18 protein-coding genes are annotated in these 21,655 nt (G+C 36.3%); 15 read left to right on the top strand and 3 right to left on the bottom strand.

Annotated elements, in window-relative coordinates; translation table 11 throughout:
* Nucleotides 1–111: 111 nt before the first annotated feature.
* From EVI01_RS00855 to EVI01_RS00845, 3 genes are all read left to right on the top strand, one after another.
* The gene (locus EVI01_RS00855; RefSeq protein WP_010751075.1) at nucleotides 112–1,206 is read left to right on the top strand and encodes a DUF871 domain-containing protein; all 1,095 of its coding nucleotides are present in this window, start codon (nucleotides 112–114) and stop codon (nucleotides 1,204–1,206) included.
* Between the two features lie 339 nt (nucleotides 1,207–1,545).
* Nucleotides 1,546–2,481 (top strand): alpha/beta hydrolase, encoded by a 936-nt coding sequence (locus EVI01_RS00850; RefSeq protein WP_010751074.1) that lies wholly within the window; start codon nucleotides 1,546–1,548, stop codon nucleotides 2,479–2,481.
* A 375-nt stretch (nucleotides 2,482–2,856) separates the two neighbouring features.
* Nucleotides 2,857–4,773, top strand: a complete 1,917-nt coding sequence (locus EVI01_RS00845; RefSeq protein WP_010751073.1) for a hypothetical protein — start codon at nucleotides 2,857–2,859, stop codon at nucleotides 4,771–4,773.
* A 118-nt stretch (nucleotides 4,774–4,891) separates the two neighbouring features.
* Here EVI01_RS00845 and gap read toward each other — a convergent pair whose 3' ends face one another.
* Nucleotides 4,892–5,902 (bottom strand): type I glyceraldehyde-3-phosphate dehydrogenase, encoded by a 1,011-nt coding sequence (gap, locus tag EVI01_RS00840; protein ID WP_010751072.1) that lies wholly within the window; start codon nucleotides 5,900–5,902, stop codon nucleotides 4,892–4,894.
* A 325-nt stretch (nucleotides 5,903–6,227) separates the two neighbouring features.
* Here gap and obgE point away from each other — a divergent pair, with 325 nt between their 5' ends.
* From obgE to EVI01_RS00805, 7 genes are all read left to right on the top strand, one after another.
* Nucleotides 6,228–7,541 carry a GTPase ObgE gene (gene obgE / locus EVI01_RS00835; protein WP_010751071.1) on the top strand — a complete coding sequence of 438 codons (1,314 nt, stop codon included), beginning with the start codon at nucleotides 6,228–6,230 and terminating at the stop codon, nucleotides 7,539–7,541.
* A 405-nt stretch (nucleotides 7,542–7,946) separates the two neighbouring features.
* A complete protein-coding gene (locus EVI01_RS00830; RefSeq protein ID WP_010751069.1) occupies nucleotides 7,947–8,498 on the top strand; it encodes a hypothetical protein in 552 nt (183 codons plus the stop codon).
* A 173-nt stretch (nucleotides 8,499–8,671) separates the two neighbouring features.
* Nucleotides 8,672–9,613, top strand: coding sequence for a ribonuclease Z (gene rnz / locus EVI01_RS00825; RefSeq protein ID WP_010751068.1), 942 nt, complete (start codon nucleotides 8,672–8,674; stop codon nucleotides 9,611–9,613).
* Nucleotides 9,610–10,398: an SDR family NAD(P)-dependent oxidoreductase gene (locus EVI01_RS00820; RefSeq protein ID WP_010751067.1), complete on the top strand. Its 789-nt coding sequence runs from the start codon at nucleotides 9,610–9,612 to the stop codon at nucleotides 10,396–10,398. Before rnz ends, EVI01_RS00820 begins: the two co-directional genes overlap by 4 nt.
* A gap of 10 nt (nucleotides 10,399–10,408) precedes the next feature.
* On the top strand, nucleotides 10,409–10,843 hold the full coding sequence (locus EVI01_RS00815; RefSeq protein WP_010751066.1) for a LapA family protein: 435 nt from the start codon (nucleotides 10,409–10,411) through the stop codon (nucleotides 10,841–10,843).
* A 232-nt stretch (nucleotides 10,844–11,075) separates the two neighbouring features.
* Nucleotides 11,076–13,373 carry a single-stranded-DNA-specific exonuclease RecJ gene (recJ, locus tag EVI01_RS00810; RefSeq protein WP_010751065.1) on the top strand — a complete coding sequence of 766 codons (2,298 nt, stop codon included), beginning with the start codon at nucleotides 11,076–11,078 and terminating at the stop codon, nucleotides 13,371–13,373.
* Between the two features lie 13 nt (nucleotides 13,374–13,386).
* Entirely contained in the window at nucleotides 13,387–13,899 is a 513-nt protein-coding gene (locus EVI01_RS00805) for an adenine phosphoribosyltransferase (RefSeq protein WP_010751064.1), read from the top strand.
* Nucleotides 13,900–14,241: 342 nt separating this feature from the next.
* Here the strand turns inward: EVI01_RS00805 and EVI01_RS00800 are convergent, their stop codons facing one another.
* On the bottom strand, nucleotides 14,242–14,460 hold the full coding sequence (locus tag EVI01_RS00800; RefSeq protein WP_010751063.1) for a hypothetical protein: 219 nt from the start codon (nucleotides 14,458–14,460) through the stop codon (nucleotides 14,242–14,244).
* A 519-nt stretch (nucleotides 14,461–14,979) separates the two neighbouring features.
* Nucleotides 14,980–15,603, bottom strand: a complete 624-nt coding sequence (gene lexA, locus EVI01_RS00795) for a transcriptional repressor LexA (protein WP_010751062.1) — start codon at nucleotides 15,601–15,603, stop codon at nucleotides 14,980–14,982.
* Between the two features lie 146 nt (nucleotides 15,604–15,749).
* Between lexA and EVI01_RS00790 the strand changes: the two genes are divergently transcribed.
* From EVI01_RS00790 to EVI01_RS00770, 5 genes are all read left to right on the top strand, one after another.
* Nucleotides 15,750–16,004: a DUF896 family protein gene (locus EVI01_RS00790; protein WP_010751061.1), complete on the top strand. Its 255-nt coding sequence runs from the start codon at nucleotides 15,750–15,752 to the stop codon at nucleotides 16,002–16,004.
* Between the two features lie 98 nt (nucleotides 16,005–16,102).
* Entirely contained in the window at nucleotides 16,103–18,097 is a 1,995-nt protein-coding gene (gene tkt / locus EVI01_RS00785) for a transketolase (RefSeq protein WP_010751060.1), read from the top strand.
* Between the two features lie 526 nt (nucleotides 18,098–18,623).
* The gene (locus tag EVI01_RS00780) at nucleotides 18,624–19,505 is read left to right on the top strand and encodes a glucosaminidase domain-containing protein (protein ID WP_010751059.1); all 882 of its coding nucleotides are present in this window, start codon (nucleotides 18,624–18,626) and stop codon (nucleotides 19,503–19,505) included.
* 406 nt (nucleotides 19,506–19,911) lie between these two features.
* Complete coding sequence (gene cysK / locus EVI01_RS00775; RefSeq protein WP_010751058.1) at nucleotides 19,912–20,847, top strand: cysteine synthase A; 936 nt, start codon at nucleotides 19,912–19,914, stop codon at nucleotides 20,845–20,847.
* Nucleotides 20,848–21,027: 180 nt separating this feature from the next.
* Nucleotides 21,028–21,462, top strand: a complete 435-nt coding sequence (locus EVI01_RS00770; protein ID WP_025480644.1) for a Fur family transcriptional regulator — start codon at nucleotides 21,028–21,030, stop codon at nucleotides 21,460–21,462.
* Nucleotides 21,463–21,655: the final 193 nt, after the last annotated feature.

Raw genomic sequence — 21,655 nt, 5'->3', positions numbered from 1 at the left:
CTTATAAAAACTTATTTTCTTCTATCTTAAGAGAAAAGGTGTAGACCATTTAAAGCGCTTTTGTTATAATGTAAGTGGATACAAAATAGAAGGCACAGGAGGATTTCATTCATGGGAAAATTAGGTGTTTCAATTTATCCAGAACGTTCAACATTTAAAAAGGATAAAGCTTATTTAGATTTAGCACAAAAATACGGGTTTAAACGCGTATTTACAAGTTTATTACAAATAGAAGATGATAAAGAGAAGGTTCTATCTGAATTTACCAAAGTAGTAGAATATGCTAACCAACTAGGTATGGAAGTCATGGTAGACATTAATCCAGCTTTATTTGAACAGTTGGAAATTTCATATGACGATCTGTCCTTTTTCCATAAAATGGGTGCCTATGGGATACGCTTAGATATTGGTTTTACTGGAGCAGAAGAAGCGAAAATGACTCGTAACCCATATGGTATAAAAATTGAGATTAATATGAGCTCTGGAACAAGCTATGTAGACAATATCATGAGCTATTCGCCTAATACGGATAATTTGTTAGGTTCGCATAATTTTTATCCTCATCGATACTCTGGTTTAAGTTACGATCATTTTGTTTACTGTTCGAAAAAATTTAGAAAATATAATCTAAACACCATGGCTTTTGTGAATTCACAAACAGCTGATTTCGGTCCATGGCCAACGCAAGATGGCTTGTGTACTTTAGAAGATCATCGTGAATTAGATATCGCCACCCAAGTCAAACACTTTATGTTGACTGGTTTGATTGATGATATTTCAATTGGCAATGCTTATGCCAGTGAAGAAGAATTAAAAGCGATGTCAGAGGCTTTTCATGCAGCGTATCCTACACTAAAAGTAGATGTGGAAGCCGATATTACAGAAGACGAGCGGATTTGTTTATTCGATAATCTTCATGGTTATCGTGGCGATCGCTCGGAATATATTCTGCGTTCCACCATGACTCGTATCTACTATAAAGATAAACCATTTCCAGCTCACAATACACGGGATATGAAACGTGGTGATGTTTTGATTGATAACGTCGGTTACGATCAATACAAAGGTGAGACACAAATTGCTTTACGAGAAATGAAAAACGATGGTCGCGTAAATGTGGTTGGACGCATTTCAGACGATGAATTATTTTTATTGGATTTCTTAAAACCTTGGTCAATCTTTAAATTAACTGAAAACAAAAAATAGTCCATCATATAAGTGAATCTTGACCTTTGATTTTTATAAAAAAGGGGAAAGTATTAATTATTGAACTGCGGGTACGGCGCTGGTTTTACTTCATCAGTGTTGTGGTCGCAGTTTTTGCTTTGTGTTTTAAAGTGGTACCTGTCTGTTATTATTTTTTCAATTTAATACTGAAAAGTTGGCAAGGATTACCTCTAGAGATAAAGTTGATAATCGAAAAATGATTTTATTTTTTTTTCGAACATTGCACCTGTAATTATCTTTTTTGAGGATTGCATCGTCCTAATTCTTTGTTTATACTTATTCAATATTAGTAGAATTGAGTAGTAAGGAAGGAAAAAAATGAAACTTTGGATCAAGATTGTTATCGGAATTATTTTAGTCATTGTAGTCGCTCTAATATTTGCAGGAAATTATTTTTACAATTACGCAGTTGTACCATCAGAAAAAGATTTTTTAGAAAGTGATACACCTGGAACATCACAAACACCAAAAGACACAGAAGCGTCAAAATGGTTTAATCATAAAGAGAATCGGACGAATTGGCAACTGACTTCGACTGATAACTTAAAATTATCTGCAATTTATCTTCCAGCAGAAAAGAAAAGTGACAAAACGGTGATCGTTGCGCATGGTTATATGGGAAACGCTGAAACGATGGCAAATTATGCAAAGCTGTTCCACGATCTAGGATACAATGTGTTAGTTCCAGATGCACGTGGTCACGGAAATAGCGAAGGAAACTATATTGGTTTTGGATGGCCAGAACGTAAAGATTATGTCCAATGGGTGGATAAAATCTTAGCAGAAAATGGCTCTTCTCAAAAAATTGTTCTTTATGGGGTAAGTATGGGGGCTGCTACGGTCATGATGACAAGTGGCGAGTCATTGCCAGAGAATGTAAAAGCCATTATTGAAGATTGTGGCTATTCTTCTGTTAACGAAGAACTAGCTTATCAATTAAAGGACATGTTTCGTCTTCCCTCTTTTCCGCTCATACAAGTAACAAGTTTAATCACAAAAATTCGAGCGGGGTACTTTTTTGGTGAAGCTAGTGCAGTCAAACAACTAGAAAAAAATAAAAGACCGATGTTGTTTATTCATGGCGATACCGATACATTTGTTCCGTATGATATGTTAGATAAAGTATATCATGCAACAAAAGGACCAAAAGAAAAGTACGTGGTCAAAGGAGCAGAACATGCGAAAGCCTACACAGAAGATCCTGAAAAATATCAATCAGTGTTAAAAGGCTTTTTAGCAAAATACGTGGATTAGTTAAGCAATAGCGACAAAATGTTGCTTAACAACTTCTGGTAGCTAGCTCTTTTTATATAATAGAGCTGGCTACCGTTATACATATAAGATTGTACAAAATTAGAAACATGACATGAAGTAAAAGGAACAATTGCAATACTAACTCAATAAAATAACATCCTGGTATTAAATGTTTTGTAAATTATAGAACAAGTATGTAGTGTAACGAAAAGAAAGCGCAATCATTAGCGAATTTTATGAGATGAATATGCCAGTAAGAGTGTTGATCAATCAACTGCAATGATTAATGATAAAAACATAGAAATTTTAGCTAAGAAAATGGAAGATAAAATTATTTTTTACGCAGATCACTAGCGAAGAAAGGAAGTAATGAACATGGTTAAAGAAACGCCACAAATAAATCAACTACCGGATTCAAAATTAGCACAAGTAATCATAAATGAAGATGAAATGTCCAATCAGTCAATCTTCAAAAGATTTTTACCTTCAAAAAAAGTACAATTACCTGAAGTAATCAAATTGGATAAGTTTGGTAATTTTAAGATGTATGAACAGTTTTTTGATCTACAAGTAGGAGATATTCGCGAAATCCCCAATTTAAATACCCTTCATGTTATGTTTAGAGAATATCTAGAAACTTGGAGTCTTGTTTTTGATCCGAAGAAAGAAGCAAATGAATTGGAGGACAAACAATATATCTATGATTTTAGAAACTCTATTCAAAATAGTGGTTATGCCCTCAATAACAACCAAAGAATAGAGGAAATGCTCTCAGATTTAAAAAGTGAGAAGAACCATTTTTTAATTTTCCCTCACCTTGCATCTATCCCTTTAAATGAAGAAGAAAAATCCCTCGCTACTAACACAGTAGAAGGGCTTTTAGGGAAAAAACTAGCATTTGCAAATTTATTAGGCAGTTATATTGAAAAGCAAAAAGATCAATACGTAGTGAAACTTATGAATATCGAAAACGGTTCGTTGCAGGAATTTTTGATTGATGAAACTAGAAAAAAAGAATTAGCTGCTATTTTAGGAAGTCTCATTCATTTTGACCTGGCTCATGAAACCAGTTTAGATGAAAAATTGGGGGTGATTAGTCGAGCTCAAACACCTAAACAGAAAATTCAAGATGATGGTATTCATTTAAAACAACATCAATTCTTGATTCCCCAATTTTCTCCTATGATCTTATTTGCTTGTCGACAAAATACGCAAGAGCAACATCAATTTTTAGGCATACATTTAGGGGATGAAAAAAAATGGATGAACGAATTTCATGAAGCGGCTGTTTATAGAATAAGAACTCTTCAATATCCAGAAACGATCATTGATTCCATGAATCGTGTACATAGTAAAGCAAATCAAGAAGATTTGTTGTTAAAAAAATGGCAGAAGAACTTAAACGAATTAGAAAAAGAATTAGAAACAGCACCAGAACATGCTCAGCCCATAAAAAAAGAAGAAGAGCGTGTGGGTCAAGGGATGACACTGGATTCGAATGAGAAAAAAGAAGTAGAATTATTAGAAGATGCAGTAAAGCATTTGTCACTTTCCAATGGCCTTGTTTTGCCGAAGGAAATAAAACCGATTATTCAATCTCTTGAAAATAGCAAAAAAATATTTCAAGGAGAGGCCTCGGTTGCTAAACAGTTAGATTTACTAGTTCCTGGCAGTAAAACATCTTTTCTCGTTACTTCGCATTTAATAGGTATACATCAAAAAGAAGGAAACGATTTAGAAAAACAAGAAATAGGATGCGTGATTAGAAAAAAAGAATCAGGAGATTTTTTGATTTCATTTGTTGATCCTACCGGTTACTATCAAAAATTGACTCAAGTAAATGGGAAAATCCCATATGTTCATGAGTTTGAAGTATCCATACTAAATCGTGGAAAACTAGCCAATATATTGAAAGTAAAAGATTATTTAAAGACACAAGGAAGTTTTGGTCTGCAACGTCTTTTATCCATGATTACTAGAGATTCTGGAAAAGTAACGGAATATGCTATTGAGCAAAGAAAGGTAGAATCAGTTGGGAAGGACTTGCATCATTTTCCCGAGGCAATCAAATTTGCTATTTTTACTAGTACCCATCAATTAGGTCATTATGTTTACTTAGGCGATTGCGAGTCGCTAAAAAAAGCTGGTCAACCAAATATTGCTGGGCATATTAAAAATGAAAGGACTCTTAGAAACAATTATCCTGATTCTTTTGAAAAAAGAGATCATCCGCGATACAAACCGTTAGAAAGAAGTCAACAGCGGAAAATGTATGATCAGGAAAGATACTAAAATTCTCTATTCTCTAGGTGAAAACTAACAAAATGTAAAAAGACAGCTTGCCTCTTCATGAATGGACTCATCAAGAGGGCAAGCTGTCTAAGTTCTTCTTTTTTAATTAGTCGTTATGTTAGAGATTGGCAAATTTTTCTAATAAACGAATCATTTGGCAAGTAAAGCCGTATTCGTTATCGTACCAAGCAACGGTTTTAACTAATTGGAAATCACCAGCCGTCGTTACTTCGGTTTGTGTTGGATCAAAAATAGAACCTTGCGTCGTACCGATCACATCGCCAGAGACGATTTGACGGTCATCATAACCAAAGGATGGATTGTCCACTGTGTGTTTCTTGATTGCTTCGTTGACTTGTTCAGCAGTGACTTTTGTTTTTAAAATAGCCACTAGTTCTGTCAATGAACCATCTACTACTGGGACACGTTGAGCATGTCCTTGTAATTTTCCTTGTAATTCAGGAATAACAAGTCCAATTGCTTTAGCCGCACCAGTTGAATGAGGGATGGTATTATCAGCAGCAGAACGAGCAGCACGCAAATTGCCACCTTTTACAGGACCATCTAACAACATTTGTGTGGAAGTATACGCATGAACCGTAGTCATCGTTCCTACTTCGATACCAAATTCATTGTTTAAAAAATAGGCCATTGGTGCTAAGCAGTTAGTTGTACAAGAGCCAGCTGAAATAATCTTATCGTCCGCATCCAATGTATCATCATTGACGTTATAGACAATTGTTTTCATTGCTCCAGCTGGGGCAGAGATAACCACTCGTTTCACGCCAGCATTCAAATGCGCTTGTGCTTTTTCTTCTGACGTGTAAAAACCTGTACATTCAAGGACAATATCCACACCATTTTCTTTTACCCATGGAATTTTACTTGCATCTGGTTCAGCATAAACACGAGTTTCTTCACCATCTACTACGATGGAGTCTTCTGTAGCAGTAATTGTCCCTGGGTATGTGCCATGTGTAGAATCAAATTGTAATAATTGTGCTAACATCGTAGGACTTGTTAAATCGTTGATTGCTACTACTTCGATGTCATCTGATACCTCTTTAATACGACGAAATGCTAGACGTCCAATACGTCCCAATCCGTTAATACCAACTTTTACTGTCATAATCAAAGTTCCTCCTTTAGCAATATTGAGGGTGCAAGCTTGCATCCTTGGTTAATATAATGTCATTTTTCTACTGTTTCATAAATTTGTCAAAAAAAGATACTTACAAAAGAAAAGTGTTCATAAAAAATGAAAGTCATGAAAAAGATGGCTCGTTTAATTTTTGACATAGGGGAAAGAGAGAATAAAAAAGAAGGGAATTTTAGTTGAAAAGATGGACAAAATAGCTTTTGACCGCTAAAATAAATAGGACTTTTGTTTATTGTGGAAATTCAGGCAGTCAAAGAATGAATATTAGATAATGATAAATTAGGAGGACTTAAAGATGTCCATGTTTTTAGATCAAGTAACGATCGATGTGAAAGCCGGTAAAGGTGGCGACGGAATGGTCGCTTTTCGAAGAGAAAAATATGTCCCAGATGGAGGACCTGCTGGAGGAGACGGTGGGCGTGGTGGTGACGTCATTTTAATCGTTGATGAAGGATTACGTACCTTAATGGATTTTCGTTTCAACCGTCATTTTAAGGCTCAACCAGGGGAAAACGGGATGAGTAAGGGAATGCACGGTCGTGGTTCAGAAGATACGTATGTCAAAGTCCCTCAAGGAACGACTGTCCGTGATGCTGAAACAGGCGCTTTATTAGGTGATTTGATTGAAAATGGTCAAACGCTGATTGTCGCTAAAGGAGGGCGTGGCGGACGAGGCAACATCCGTTTTGCTTCTCCGCGTAATCCAGCCCCTGAAATTGCTGAAAACGGCGAACCAGGTCAAGAAAGAAAAATTGAATTAGAATTAAAAGTTTTAGCAGACGTAGGGTTAGTTGGGTTTCCATCTGTTGGGAAATCAACATTACTTTCTGTTATTTCATCTGCTCGCCCTAAAATTGGTGCGTATCATTTTACCACACTTGTTCCAAATCTTGGGATGGTCACAACCAGTGATGGTCGAAGTTTTGCTGCAGCAGACTTACCAGGCTTGATTGAAGGAGCTTCACAAGGTGTTGGATTAGGAACGCAATTTTTGCGACATATTGAGCGTACACGTGTTATTTTACATGTGATTGATATGAGTGGGATGGAAGGTAGAGACCCTTATGAAGATTATGTAGCAATCAATCATGAGTTGTCTTCTTACAATCTCCGCTTGTTAGAACGTCCGCAAATCATTGTAGCCAATAAGATGGATATGCCACAAGCGGAAGAAAATCTAAAAAAATTCAAAGAACAATTAAAGAAAGAAAAAGAAGATGAATTCGCCGATGACATTCCTGTTTTTCCAATTTCAGGTGTGACTAGAAAAGGGATTGATCCATTATTAAATGCAACAGCGGATCTATTAGACGTTACCCCAGAATTTCCGTTATACGATGAAGAAATCGAAGAAGAAACGGTCCAATATGGATTTAATCCAGAAGGCCCTGAATTTAAAATTGACCGTGATTCTGATGCGACTTGGATTTTATCAGGTGAAAAAATTGAAAAACTATTCCAAATGACAAACTTTGATCATGATGAAACAGTCATGCGCTTTGCTCGTCAACTAAGAGGAATGGGTGTTGACGAAGCATTACGTGCTCGTGGTGCAAAAGACGGCGATTTAGTAAGAATCGGTGAATTTGAGTTCGAGTTTGTCGAATAATCATTTATCAGAAAATAGTATTCTATCTGTTAAGTGCTAAAAAAACGTTCAAAACAGTAAAATTTGTTTTGAACGTTTTTTTGTGATCCTCAAATTATCTATTAAAAAATAATTGGTTATAGACTTTTTCACAAAAAGTTCTTTTTGAATTTAAAACAAATCAACAATCAATAAAACGACGAGAATCATATAACCAATAAAAGAAACCGATGCGAGCAAAAATTCCATTTTCGCTAGGGTTTTCACTAAATAATTTTTGGACTTTAGTTATGAATGGATGATCCAATGGTGAAGAAGTATTCATTGCTTTACCTAATAGTTGTTTTGTTATTTTTTGAAGGGTTATCCCTTTTGTTTTTTTGGAATAGAAGGTAAAATGAAGAAAATGAACAAAGGAGTGGTGATGTGAGCAAACGAGTGATTATACTGAACTTTCCTGTAGAAAGTCAAGCTTATCAAGCATTTTCTGAAATAAAAAAATTACATGCAACACGTGCGCTAAAAGGTGAACAAATGGCTGTAATTAGCCACGAAACAAATGGCACCCATCAATTTAAAATAGAAGACTTTTTGGACTTTACTGGCAATAATAAGTCATCAAAAGGTGGGTTGATCGGTATGCTAGTTGGTGTCCTTGGTGGTCCTTTAGGTATTCTTTTAGGCTGGTTCGCTGGGGGAATGATTGGTGCTACGCAGGATGCAAAAGAAATACAAGATGCACAAACGGTATTTGATTTTGTAGGAAATAAAATTGGTGAAGGCGCAACTGGCTTGATTCTGATCGCTGAAGAAGAAGACAATCGTCCATTAAACCAATTAGTGATGATGGAGCTCGGTGGTGAAATTACTCGCTTAGACTATGACGAAGTGGAAAAAGATGTCCAAGATGCCAAAGAAGTGGAAAAACAAGCAAAAGAAACAGCTCAAAAAACTTGGAACGACAAACATCCTCAATGATTAACTAAGAGGAACAAAAGATCAAAAAAGAAAAACGCATGGTCAACAAGCGTTTTTCTTTTTTTGGACTATGACAATTGACAATCGAATGGCAAAGCATTTTTGATTTCGGTTGATTATCCATAGGTTTTACCATAAAATTAATAGTGAGTATAAAGAAAGTCAGGTAAATTATGGAACTACAATTTTTAGGAACAGGTGCAGGGGTTCCTGCAAAACATAGAAATGTAACAAGTATTGCATTAAAATTATTAGACGAAAGAAATGAGGTTTGGCTATTCGACTGTGGAGAAGGAACGCAAATGCAAATTTTACGCACGAATATTCGCCCGCGAAAGATTGAAAAGATTTTTATTACTCATTTGCACGGAGACCATATTTTTGGGTTGCCGGGTCTGCTTAGTAGTCGTTCATTTCAAGGTGGAAATACGCCACTAGAAATATACGGACCAAAAGGAATTGAAACATTTATTAAAACCTCTTTAGCTGTTTCCCAAACACGCTTAGGTTATCAGCTGAAATTTATAGAATTAAATGAAGAACAGCCGATTTTTAAAGATCAAGATTTTTCTGTCTATACCAAGAAATTAGATCATGGGATTGATAGCTTTGGCTTTCGTGTAGTCGAACATGATCATAAAGGCGAATTGCAGGTAGAAAAGTTGCGAGAATTAAATATCCCAGCCGGTCCATTGTATGGGAAATTAAAAAATGGGGCAACGATTCAATTAGAGGATTGCACAGTGATTGATGGGAAGAAGTTTGTTGGTCCCGATAAAAAAGGACGTATCGTCACGATTTTAGGAGACACAAGAAAGACAAATAATTCTGTTGTTTTAGCTAAAAATAGTGATGTTCTTGTGCATGAAAGTACGTTTAATAAAAATGAAGCAAAGATGGCGAAAGACTATTTCCACTCAACCACTTATCAAGCGGCAGAAGTAGCAAAAGAAGCTGGTACAAAACAGCTTTTACTGACTCATATCAGTGCCAGATATTTAGGGAAAACAGCTTTGGAATTAGAAGAAGAAGCAAAAGAAATCTTTCCAAATACGAAAATTATGAAAGACTTTGATACATTTGATATTCCATTTCACGAGGAGGAAAAAAATTGAATTTAGAAGATAAAGTTGTATTAGTTACGGGCAGTTCTGGTGGATTGGGTGCACAAATTTGCTATGAAGCAGCTAAAGAAGGCGCAATAGTTGTTGCTTGTGCTAGACGAGAGTCATTGATCAATGAAGTCAAAGAAGAATGTCAAAGATTAAGTGGAAGAAAAGCGTATGCCTTTTTAGTAGATGTAAGTGATCCTGACAGTGTGGATGAGTTATATGAAAGAGTGATGCAAGAAATCGGACGTGTAGACATCTTAGTGAATAATGCTGGTTTTGGTATTTTTGAAGATTTCTTAAGTTTCGATTTAGCCAAAGCTTATGACATGTTCGAGGTAAATGTACTTGGGATGATGGTATTGACACAGAAATTTGCGATTGATATGGCTGAAAGAAGACATGGGCATATTATTAATATCGCATCAATGGCTGGGAAAATGGCTACAGCAAAGTCAACTATTTACTCAGCGACAAAATTTGCAGTTTTAGGTTTTTCCAATGCACTACGATTAGAATTAAAACCTCTTGGTGTGGCTGTCACAACTGTTAATCCTGGACCAATTGCCACAGATTTTTTTGATAAAGCTGATCCAAGTGGTAACTACTTAGAAAAGGTGAGCCAACTTGTTTTGGAACCTGAAAAATTAGCAAAAACAATTGTGAGAAGCATGAAATATCCCAAGCGTGAAGTGAATCGACCAGTACTTCTTGAAATAGCTGCAAAATTTTATACGCTTTTTCCTTCTCTTGGTGATTACCTTGCAAGTGGTATTTTTAATAAAAAGTAGGTGAAAACAAATGAAAAAACAAAGTAGTGTGATTATCGGTTTCTTACTGGTGTTGATTATCGTCTTATTTGCGGTTCTGAATAACAAAAATGTGCCTGTGAGTTTTGGTATTGCTTCTTTTTCTGCACCGTTAATTTTAGTCATTATTGGGTCTGCGATTATTGGAGCTTTAATCGTTTTTGTTACAACCTCTACCGCTCTCTGGCAGCAAAAAAAACAAATTAAACAATTGACACGAGATTTAACAGAGAGTAAAAATAATCTCGACCAAAAAATAGCTGAAGCCAAAGAGGAACAACAACGCGAATTTCGTAATGAACGAGCAGAACTAGAAGCTGCTTACCAAGCAGAAATTCAAGCAACAAAGAAACAATCACAACAAACGCAAACATCTCCTGATACAAATGGAATCTCTGCCAAACAAAGTTACAATTACTTTGATTAGTACTGTCTGCCCAGAGCGATTTAACACTTAAGTGAAATAGTTGTTGTTTCTCTAAATGAGATTCGTATTTGTATAAAGCTAAAGAAATAAATCATTTAATGATTGCCGATTGCCCGCTAAAAGTTAAACCAATCGTTAACTTTTTGAGGGTAATTTTTGTGTTTTTTCTATGAACTTCCATCTTTTTTTTAAACTTTTCCTTTGCTATAATGACTAGGTTAGGGGTGAGCATGTGAGACAAGCAAATTATAACTGGAAGTTAAGTGAATCAGAACCGTCTGAAACATTTCTTCAAATTGTACAGCAATGCAATTTATCGCCTTTTATTGGCAAATTACTTTGGCAACGAGGCTATCAAAAAGAAGAAGAACTACAGAAATTTCTAAATCCCAAAAAACAAGAATTACACGATCCCTATCTGATGCATGATATGGATAAAGCGATTACGCGTATTCAACATGCGGTAATTAATGGAGAAAAAATCTTAGTTTATGGTGACTATGATGCAGATGGTATTACTAGTACGACGGTCATGAAAGAAACACTTGAACTGTTAGGCGCTAACGTGGAGACTTTCTTACCTAATCGGTTCATCCATGGATATGGGCCAAATAAAACCGTTTATCAAGAAAAAATCGAAGCAGGTAGCCAATTAATTATTACAGTCGACAATGGTGTTGCTGGGAATGAAGCCGTTGCTTATGCGCAAAAAGTAGGGGTGGATGTGATTATTACTGATCACCATGAACTACCAGATTTGTTGCCAGAAGCTTATGCAATTGTGCATCCTCGTCATCCTAAAGGGAATTATCCCTTTCCGGATCTAGCAGGAGTGGGTGTTGCTTTTAAAGTAGCTACAGCTTTGTTAGAAGAACCACCGGCGGAATTTTTAGATTTAGTGGCCATTGGAACGATTGCGGACTTGGTTTCAATGACAGGAGAAAATCGTACCCTTGTGGCTCTTGGATTAGAAACGATCAAACATTCTGAGCGTATTGGTTTACAAGCTTTATTTACTGAAAGTGGGTTAACATTACAAGAAGTAGATGAAATGATGATTGGTTTTTCGATTGCGCCAAGGCTAAATGCAATTGGACGTATGGGAGACCCAAATCCGGCAGTGGAGATGTTAGCCACTTTTGACGAAACAAAAGCGATTAGTCATGCGAAACAACTAACGCTTATCAATGAAGAAAGAAAATCAGTCGTTGAGAAAATCACACAAGAAGCATTGACAATGATTGATGAAACAAATGCCATTCATCTACTTGCAGACCCTAGTTGGCATGAAGGAGTCTTAGGAATCGTCGCTGGCAAGATCATGAATCAAACAGGAAAACCAACAATTATTTTAGCCATTAAAGAAGACGGTACGGCGAAAGGATCAGGGCGCAGTGTTGATGCTTTAAATCTCTATGAAATGCTAGATACGATGAGAGATTTATTTACTTTTTTCGGTGGTCATCATGCGGCTATAGGTTTAACGATGCCTAAAGAAAATATTGATGCACTACAAACGCGTATGAACCGTTATGTACTTGAAAAAAAGATTGATTTGACGAAAGGGGCTTCGTTATTCATTGACGAGGTTCTTACACCAAAAGAGGTGACCGTTGATTTAATTGAAGAATTAAAGTTATTAGCGCCGTACGGGACCGATAATGCCGTTCCGACCTTCTTGTTCCGCCAATTATTTGCTGAAAATGTTAAAAAAATCGGAGCGAATCAACAACATTTAAAGTTAACGCTAGTCGAAGCTTCTCATTCTTTGGATGCCGTAGCGTTTGGCTTTGGTGATCAAGAAAATGAATGGCTAAATAACCCTGTTGACATTGTTGGGAAATTGTCAATCAATGAATGGAATGGTCGCAAGAAACCACAATTAATGATTTCTGATTTTGTAGTAGATGGATTTCAAATTTTCAATTGGCGTTCCAAACGCTATCGCACCATGACGACGATTGACCAAAGGACGCTTTATCTTGCATTTGATAAACGTTCAATAAAAGAGATAAGGGGAATGGACGAAGAGCATATTGTGGTATTTGAAGACATGACACAAATTGAACGTCTCATCAACACCCATGATTATCAGTCGCTATTGATTGTTGATAGTCCAGATGACCTAGCTATTTTAAAAGAAATCCTAAAAATCGGAACGTTCGATCGAATGTATTTATTAGGCATTTCTTATGAAGAAGCTTATTTGAATGGTGCTGGTTCAAGAGAACAATATGCAAAATTGTTTAAATTAATCCATTCACACGAAAAAATAGATATTCGCTACAAATTGGAGGCTATTTCTCAGTATTTGAAAATACCTCAAAAATTACTAATTTTTATGATTCAGGTGTTTTTTGAACTGAAATTTGTTACAATAGAAGATGGCGTTTTACAAAAAGTTGCTAATCCTAAAAGTCATCCTTTAATGGATAGTGAACGTTATCAGCAACGAATAAAAAAAATTAAAGTAGAGGAATTTTTGCTATTGAGTGATATTTCCTCTATTAAAAAAAGGTTAACAACCTAGGAGGAAACAAATAGTGGATTTAAAAAAATATATTGCAAGTATTCCCGATTACCCATCAGAAGGAATTATTTTTCGTGATATTTCGCCACTTATGGCAGATGGAGATGCTTATAGAGAAGCAACGAAACAAATCGTTAACTATGCAAAAGAGAAACGAATTGATATAGTAGTAGGACCAGAAGCTCGCGGCTTTATTGTGGGTTGCCCAGTCGCTTATGAGTTAGGCGTAGGATTTGCTCCAGTACGTAAAAAAGGAAAGTTACCTCGTGAAACGATTGAAGTGACTTACGGACTAGAATATGGAACAGATACATTGACCCTTCATAAAGATGCCATTCAACCGGGACAACGGGTGTTGATCTGTGATGATCTATTAGCTACAGGCGGCACAATTAAAGCAACGATTGATTTAGTGGAAGAACTAGGTGGGATCGTGGTTGGTTGTGCATTCTTGATCGAACTAACAGACTTAGATGGTCGTGAAAAAATCGAAGGTTATGACATGATCACATTGATGGAGTATTAAACTGGTTGCATAAAGAAAAGGATAAGTTGTGAAAAGGCTAACTGCCTCAAGCAATAAGCCCGAATAGAGAAAACATGAAAAGTTGTTTTTTCTCTGTTCGGGCTTATTGTCGCAGATGTAAGCTTTTGACCATTGTTCTATTTTTGTTAACAGTGAATCATAAAAAACAAGTAGTAAGAATTGATAGCAAGTCAGATCAAAAAGCTAATCATGTAACAATTGTGAAATCATTTGTTACATGATTAGCTTTTATTAAAAAATGAATGACTGTATGAATGTTTTTGAGAACTAAGTTTTGTCTAGTTCGATTCTTCTTTCTTGCAATTGGCTTGTTGGTAATATTTAGGAGTGCCTGGAATGATAGTAGGGATCGCGATAAAAAGCATCTTCATGAATCCGACGTCTTTCAGACTGACGGTATTTTTTCTCATCCCATAACATAAACCATAAAGCAAACAACGGAACAAATACTAACAACGCTGGTCGAATGCCAAAATTACCAATAATAATACCTAAAAATAATACCATTAATACTAAGCCAAGACGTCTCATTGATTTCATGATTTCTCACCTCATTATTTTATGCGAACAAAAGTTCGTACCAATAGTATACGAACTTTTGTTCGTTTTGTAAAGAGGGAAATCAAAAAAAGATAAATTTTGAAAAAAGAGAAAAAATCATCCATATTCCAAACTTCTTATAAATGATCTTCTGTCAAAACATTAACGGATCTTCTGACGATGGCAGGATAAATGGCGTTGTATTGAGAAAAAAACGATGAGATGGAATGTGGAAGAGACATCAGATTGTCAGCTTCGAAATAAAAAGACTATTCACGTTTTCATTTGTAGATGAGGCTTGTGGTTCAGAAAACGCGAAGAATTATAATAGATCGATGGAGATACCTTCTTACGCTTTGAAACAAAGCGCCTCTATCATCACCTCGATATAAATAAATGATTTTTGAATAGACTACTTTTTATTTTGTAGAAGCCTTAAAAGGCTGAAACAAAAATGTTTCAGCCTTTTAAACATCTAATAAATTAGAGTGAATTTCTAACGATTAATTTGAATTGTTGCTAATAGATGTGGCTACGATATAAGCCGACAACACGACCTAAAATCGATACTTGATCTAAAATGATAGGCTCAAGCAGGTCATTTTCGGGTTGTAAACGAAAATGATTTTTTTCTTTATAGAATCGTTTACAAGTCGCTTCATCTTCTGCCGTCATTGCAATAACGATATCTCCGTTTTGGGCCGTCTCTTGTTTACGAACGATCACATTATCTCCATCCAAGATACCAGCGTTGATCATGCTTTCTCCACGAATGGTTAACATGAACAAACTACCTTCTTCCGACGAAAGGTTTGGTGGGATAGGAAAGAAATCTGACGCATCTTCAACGGCTAAAATAGGTTCTCCCGCAGTAACAACTCCTAGTACCGGAATCGTGGAAGGTTTTATCCCAATCTTTGCTAATCCTTGTTTAGTTAACTCAATTGCTCGCGGTTTTGTTGGGTCTCGTTGGATGAATCCTTTTTTTTCAAGTCGTGCCAGATGACCATGGACGGTGGAGGTGGAAGAAAGCTGAACAGCTTCTCCGATCTCGCGTACAGTTGGTGGGTAGCCTTTTTGAGAGACTTGCTCATGAATATATCGTAAGACTTCAATTTGTCTAGTTTCAGTTTGTCGGGCCACAGAGTACACCTTCTTTCAATTAATAAATAAATAGTACCATATAAAATTACTTCTTTCAAACAAATGTTCGTATATAAATTATTTTACCTAGTTGTTTTTTTTTTGTTTTTTATATAATATGAAGTAGAGTAAAAGGAGGTCCTACTATGTTATCACCTGAAAAAATTGCACGCATCAACGAGCTTGCCCAAAAAAAGAAAAAAGAAGGCTTAACGGAAAAAGAGGAAAAAGAACAATTCACGTTAAGGGAAGAATATTTAACCGCTTTTCGTTCGGGGATGAGACACCACATTGAAGGAATGAAAGTTGTAGATCCAAAAGGCAACGATGTCACTCCAAATAAATTGAAAGAAATCCAAAAGAAAAAAGGCTTACACAGTCGAGGAAATAAGTTTGAGTAAAAAGTACTAAAAAACATTGCTTTTTCTTGACGTATCTAATAAACTTAGTAAGTAAGAAATAAAGGTAAAAAAAACCTAAAATAATAGGAGGGGTTATTTTGTTTGACAAAATTGACCAACTTGGCGTTAACACAATCCGTACATTGAGTATTGAAGCAGTTCAAAAAGCAAATTCAGGACATCCTGGTCTTCCAATGGGCGCAGCACCGATGGCTTATGCGTTATGGACGAAACATTTGAAAGTAAATCCAACCACTTCAAAAAAATGGGTGGACCGCGACCGTTTTGTTTTATCAGCTGGTCATGGATCAGCAATGTTATACAGTTTGTTACATTTATCAGGCTATCAAGTATCAATTGATGACTTGAAACAATTCCGTCAATGGGATTCAAAGACGCCTGGACATCCTGAAGTGAACCATACGGATGGTGTGGAAGCAACGACCGGACCACTTGGACAAGGAATTGCTATGGCTGTCGGAATGGCAATGGCAGAGGCACATTTATCAGCGACATATAATAAAGAAGGCTTTAAAGTAGTAGACCACCATACGTACGCTATTTGTGGCGATGGCGACTTGATGGAAGGTGTTTCTCAAGAAGCTAGTTCGATGGCTGGACACATGAAATTAGGAAAATTGATCGTTTTATATGATTCAAATGATATTTCTTTGGATGGGCCAACTTCAAAAGCATTTACAGAAAATGTTGGCGCGCGCTATGAGGCATATGGCTGGCAACATATCTTAGTTAAAGACGGCAATGATTTAGAAGCGATTTCTAAAGCTATTGAAGCAGCAAAAGCCGAAACAGAAAAACCAACATTGATTGAAGTGAAAACAGTGATTGGTTATGGCGCTCCTAAAGAAGGCACATCTGCTGTTCACGGAGCACCAATTGGCGATGAAGGCATTAAAATGGCAAAAGAAGTTTATGGTTGGGAATACCCAGATTTCACTGTTCCTGATGAAGTGGCTGAACGATTCCGTCAAACCATGATCGAAGAGGGACAAGAAGCAGAAAATACTTGGAATGAAATGTTCCGTAATTATAAGCATGCTTACCCAGAATTAGCCCAACAATTTGAAGATGCATTTGCTGGAAAACTACCTGCTAACTGGGATGCTGAGCTTCCTTCTTATGAAGTAGGAGACAGCCAAGCAAGTCGTGTTTCAAGTAAAGAAGTGATTCAAGAATTATCTAAAGCTGTTCCAAGTTTCTGGGGCGGATCTGCTGATCTATCTGGTTCGAATAATACCATGGTGGCCGCAGATAAAGATTTTACTTCAGAACATTACGAAGGACGTAATATTTGGTTTGGTGTACGTGAATTTGCAATGGCAGCAGCGATGAACGGGATCCAACTTCATGGAGGAACACGAATTTATGGAGGAACATTCTTTGTATTTGTGGATTATTTACGCCCTGCTGTTCGTTTAGCAGCCATTCAAAATACTCCGGTTATTTATGTATTGACGCATGATTCAGTGGCTGTCGGAGAAGATGGTCCAACACATGAACCGATTGAACAATTAGCTTCTGTAAGATGTATGCCAGGTGTGCATGTGATTCGTCCGGCAGATGGAAATGAAACGCGTGCAGCTTGGAAAGTTGCGATGGAATCTACAGATACACCAACAATTTTAGTATTAAGCCGCCAAAACTTACCAGTTCTACCAAGCACTAAAGAAGTAGCGGACGAAATGGTGAAAAAAGGTGCTTATGTCTTATCACCAGCTAAAGGTGATAAACCAGAAGGGATCTTGATTGCTACAGGTTCGGAAGTCAATCTAGCAGTCAAAGCTCAAAAAGAATTAGCAGAAGCTGGTAAAGATGTTTCCGTGGTATCAATGCCAAGTTTTGATTTGTTTGAAAAACAATCTGCTGAATATAAAGAAAGTGTTTTACCAAAAGACGTGAAGAAACGTGTTGCAATTGAAGCCGCAGCTTCATTTGGTTGGGAACGCTATGTGGGCACAGAAGGAACAACGATCACTATTGATCATTTTGGTGCCTCTGCTCCTGGAAACAAAATTCTCGAAGAATTTGGCTTCACTGTTGAAAATGTCGTAGCAACCTTCAATCAATTATAAAATTAAAAAAGTTGCTTTATTTGTTATAAAAAATTAGAAAAGAATAGCTGAAAGTATCGTTTTCAGCTATTCTTTTTTTAAAATTTTAACGAAAATAGGCAGAAGACACCCATACTCTATAGGGAGAGGATACAGCCTTTGATAGAAGGCTTATTTTTATTTTACTCAGTGTTATAATCAGCATTCGGTATTTCTTCTCTCATCTCTTCTTGTTTTAGCCACAAACTATCTTAGACAAGGAATTGATAACGAAATATCTGATGATGCAAGAATCAATATTGAACGAATCGTAAAATCGTATTATATCCTAGCTAAGTGGCAAGTTGTTCATATATATTATATTGTCTTGTTCAACCGAACAAATGTTACCGAATGTTTCTTTAAGATTACAGTAACTTTACAAAAAAAGAAATAGTGAAGATTGATTTGAGTTTCATTTAAATTATAAGTATAATTTAAATGATTAAGAATGTTTAAAGAAGAAAATTTTATTTAAAGCTTTTTATTTTTTTGAGGAGGAATTTGAATGCAAGAGCTGAAAACCCGCAGTGCCCGACACCAAAAGAATAAAAGAACCATGGTGATTAATAAAAAAGCGATTGCTCCTTTAATGGGGACGACTCTTTTAGTTGGGCCCATGATGGTTACAGCAGTACCGCAAAATGTTCGTGCAGACGAGCAAGCAACACAAAATACAACGGATCCTCAAGCTTTCATCAATCAAATCGGATGGGCGGCTTCTGAAGTAGCTGCAAGTAATGATTTATATGCTTCTGTCATGATTGCTCAAGCTTTATTGGAAAGTGCATATGGTACTTCTGGTTTAGCAAGTGCACCGAATTATAACTTGTTCGGGGTGAAAGGAAGTTATGGTGGACAGGTCGTCTATATGGCTACTAAAGAATATATTAATGGTCAATGGGTCACGATGAATGAACCATTCCGTAAATATTCTTCTTACTGGGAGTCATTACAAGATCATGCGAATGTGTTGCGTTCTACTAGTTTTTCAACTGGAGACTATCATTATGCTGGTGTTTGGAAAAGTAACACAACAAGTTTTTATGATGCTACAGCCTATTTGACAGGGCGTTATGCGACAGATCCTGGTTATGGTGCGAAATTGAATGCATTGATTAATACTTATAATTTAACTAGATTTGATACACCTTCAACTGGATCAACCACTACAACAACGACGAGTACAACGACAACGACTTCAACAACAACGACTTCAACAACAACGTCTGTCTCATCAAGTAGCGCTCAGACATACAAAGTAGTATCAGGTGATACTTTATGGGATATCGCGCAAAAATTCGGTATGTCAGTTGATGATTTGATGGCAAAAAATGGCATGTCAATGTCTAACTATTCTTTATTGGTGGGACAAGAATTAAATATTTAATTTTAACAAGCATTCATCGTCCAATATCTATTAAGGATGGTGAATGCTATTTTTATAGAGAGTGATTCGAAAACCATTAATTAGGTGTAGACCTCTTTTCATTTTTCTCGATAGCTTCGTTCATCTGTCTTAAATCACATCAAAGAACGATAGGAAAGAGATTGCTTGGGAAACGAGAACAATTGCTGTGAGTAAAAAATATTTACGTGTACTTGTTTTCTAAGAGATATCCACTTCAAACGTTAGAAAGTGTTTGATTCAGCTGACTGGTAGTTGACGAGGATGATGACTCAAAAGCAAAGAGTGAGCAATAAATGATTTGTTTTTTACATAAAAAACAAATCATTCGCCAGAAGTTTCTTTGTTGTATTATCATTAAGAAGAAGAGAGTGAGGAGGAATAGAAAATGACACAAATTTATCATTCTATTACGGAATTGATTGGAAGAACACCAATTGTTAAACTGAATCATTTAGTTCCCGAAGATTCAGCAGATGTCTATGTAAAATTAGAATTTTTTAACCCAGGAGGAAGTGTAAAAGATCGCATTGCTTTAAGTATGATCGAAAGAGCTGAGCATGACGGTCTTCTTAAACCTGGGGATACGATCATTGAACCTACTTCTGGAAATACAGGTATTGGATTAGCCATGGTAGGGGTAGCAAAAGGGTATAAAGTGATGATTGTTATGCCTGAAACGATGAGTATCGAACGTCGCCTGCTTATGAAGGGGTATGGTGCTGAATTGCGTTTAACGCCTGGATCAGAAGGAATCAGTGGATCAATTAAGGAAGCGAAACGCTTGGCAAAAGAACATGGTTATTTTCTTCCGCTTCAATTTGAAAATCCAGCAAATCCATCTATTCATGAAAAGACAACCGGTCATGAGATTCAAGAGGCATTTGGTGTCAATGGATTAGATGCTTTTGTCGCAGGTATCGGCACTGGTGGAACAATTTCAGGTGCTGGAAAAGAATTGAAAAGAGTCTACCCAGCAATTGAAATCATTGGGGTTGAACCGGCAGAATCTGCTATTTTAGAAGGAAAAGAAGCTGGCCCCCATAAAATCCAAGGAATTGGTACAGGTTTTGTACCTGATACATTGGATACATCCGTTTATGACAAAGTGGTCTCTGTTACGGGTGATCAAGCGATGGAAACAGCTAGAATGGTTGGGAAAGAAGAAGGGATTTTAGTAGGAATTTCTTCTGGAGCGGCGATTGCTGCGGCTCTTGAAGAGGCCAAATTTTTAGGTAAAGGCAAAAAGGTATTGGCAATCGTACCGGATAATGGAGAACGTTATTTATCAACTGCTTTATATCAAGAAGAACAAAAAGAGTAATAAAAAACGATTTTTAAAATGAATAAACGAAAAAAGAGGCAAGATAAGGAAAAAATTTCTTCTTATTTGCTTCTTTTTTTGTATTTTTATGATTAATTTAAAATTTCTTTTCATGAAAAGTAGATTTTAAAAAGTAAAAATAGTATGATAAGACGAGAATAACAACGCGGGGTGTTAAAAATGGAGAATAAACTATTGGTAGAAGAAACAATTGAACAATTAAAAAAAGAAAATATTCGGATCACACCTCAGAGGTATGCAGTATTAGAGTATTTAATCGAACATCGTTCACATCCAACTGCTGACGAAATTTATCGTGCTCTGGAGCATCGCTTTCCTAATATGAGTGTTGCAACCGTCTATAATAATTTGAGATTGTTTACTTCTATCGGCTTTGTACAAGAGATGAAATATGGGGATTCATCCAGTCGATTTGATTTTAGTTCAAAACGTCACTATCATGTAATATGCGAAAGTTGCGGTAAAATTGTCGATTTTCATTATCCGGGGTTAGAGGATATCGAAATGGCTGCTAGTCGCTTAACAGAATTTGAAGTCAGTGAACATCGCTTAGAATTATATGGACGATGTGCTGAGTGTCAAAAAAAGCAGTAGGTTAAAATGAGTAGAAAAAATAAATAGAGAAAAAGCTAGCGCAATGAATAAAGTACCCAAAATTAGTCTAAAAATCTATTTTTTGGAGAGAAATTATAAAATAAGTTGCTGGCTTTTTCTTTTTTTCACAAACGACTGGAAAAAAGTGACTATTTTCACAAAAACAAAGCTGTGAAATCACTGTTCTTGCTCG

This window comes from Enterococcus villorum (genome assembly GCF_007990225.1).
Classification (GTDB): domain Bacteria; phylum Bacillota; class Bacilli; order Lactobacillales; family Enterococcaceae; genus Enterococcus_B; species Enterococcus_B villorum.
Note: the sequence above shows the minus strand (reverse complement) of the source record. Positions and strands in the feature narration are given on the sequence as shown.

Excerpts from the sequence above, each read along its gene's own strand:
- EVI01_RS00855 (WP_010751075.1), top strand. The coding sequence starts at position 112 with ATGGGAAAATTAGGTGTTTCAATTTATCCAGAACGTTCAACATTTAAA.
- EVI01_RS00850 (WP_010751074.1), top strand. The coding sequence starts at position 1,546 with ATGAAACTTTGGATCAAGATTGTTATCGGAATTATTTTAGTCATTGTA.
- EVI01_RS00845 (WP_010751073.1), top strand. The coding sequence starts at position 2,857 with ATGGTTAAAGAAACGCCACAAATAAATCAACTACCGGATTCAAAATTA.
- gap (WP_010751072.1), bottom strand. The coding sequence starts at position 5,902 with ATGACAGTAAAAGTTGGTATTAACGGATTGGGACGTATTGGACGTCTA.
- obgE (WP_010751071.1), top strand. The coding sequence starts at position 6,228 with ATGTCCATGTTTTTAGATCAAGTAACGATCGATGTGAAAGCCGGTAAA.
- rnz (WP_010751068.1), top strand. The coding sequence starts at position 8,672 with ATGGAACTACAATTTTTAGGAACAGGTGCAGGGGTTCCTGCAAAACAT.
- EVI01_RS00815 (WP_010751066.1), top strand. The coding sequence starts at position 10,409 with ATGAAAAAACAAAGTAGTGTGATTATCGGTTTCTTACTGGTGTTGATT.
- EVI01_RS00800 (WP_010751063.1), bottom strand. The coding sequence starts at position 14,460 with ATGAAATCAATGAGACGTCTTGGCTTAGTATTAATGGTATTATTTTTA.
- EVI01_RS00790 (WP_010751061.1), top strand. The coding sequence starts at position 15,750 with ATGTTATCACCTGAAAAAATTGCACGCATCAACGAGCTTGCCCAAAAA.
- EVI01_RS00780 (WP_010751059.1), top strand. The coding sequence starts at position 18,624 with ATGCAAGAGCTGAAAACCCGCAGTGCCCGACACCAAAAGAATAAAAGA.
- cysK (WP_010751058.1), top strand. The coding sequence starts at position 19,912 with ATGACACAAATTTATCATTCTATTACGGAATTGATTGGAAGAACACCA.
- EVI01_RS00770 (WP_025480644.1), top strand. The coding sequence starts at position 21,028 with ATGGAGAATAAACTATTGGTAGAAGAAACAATTGAACAATTAAAAAAA.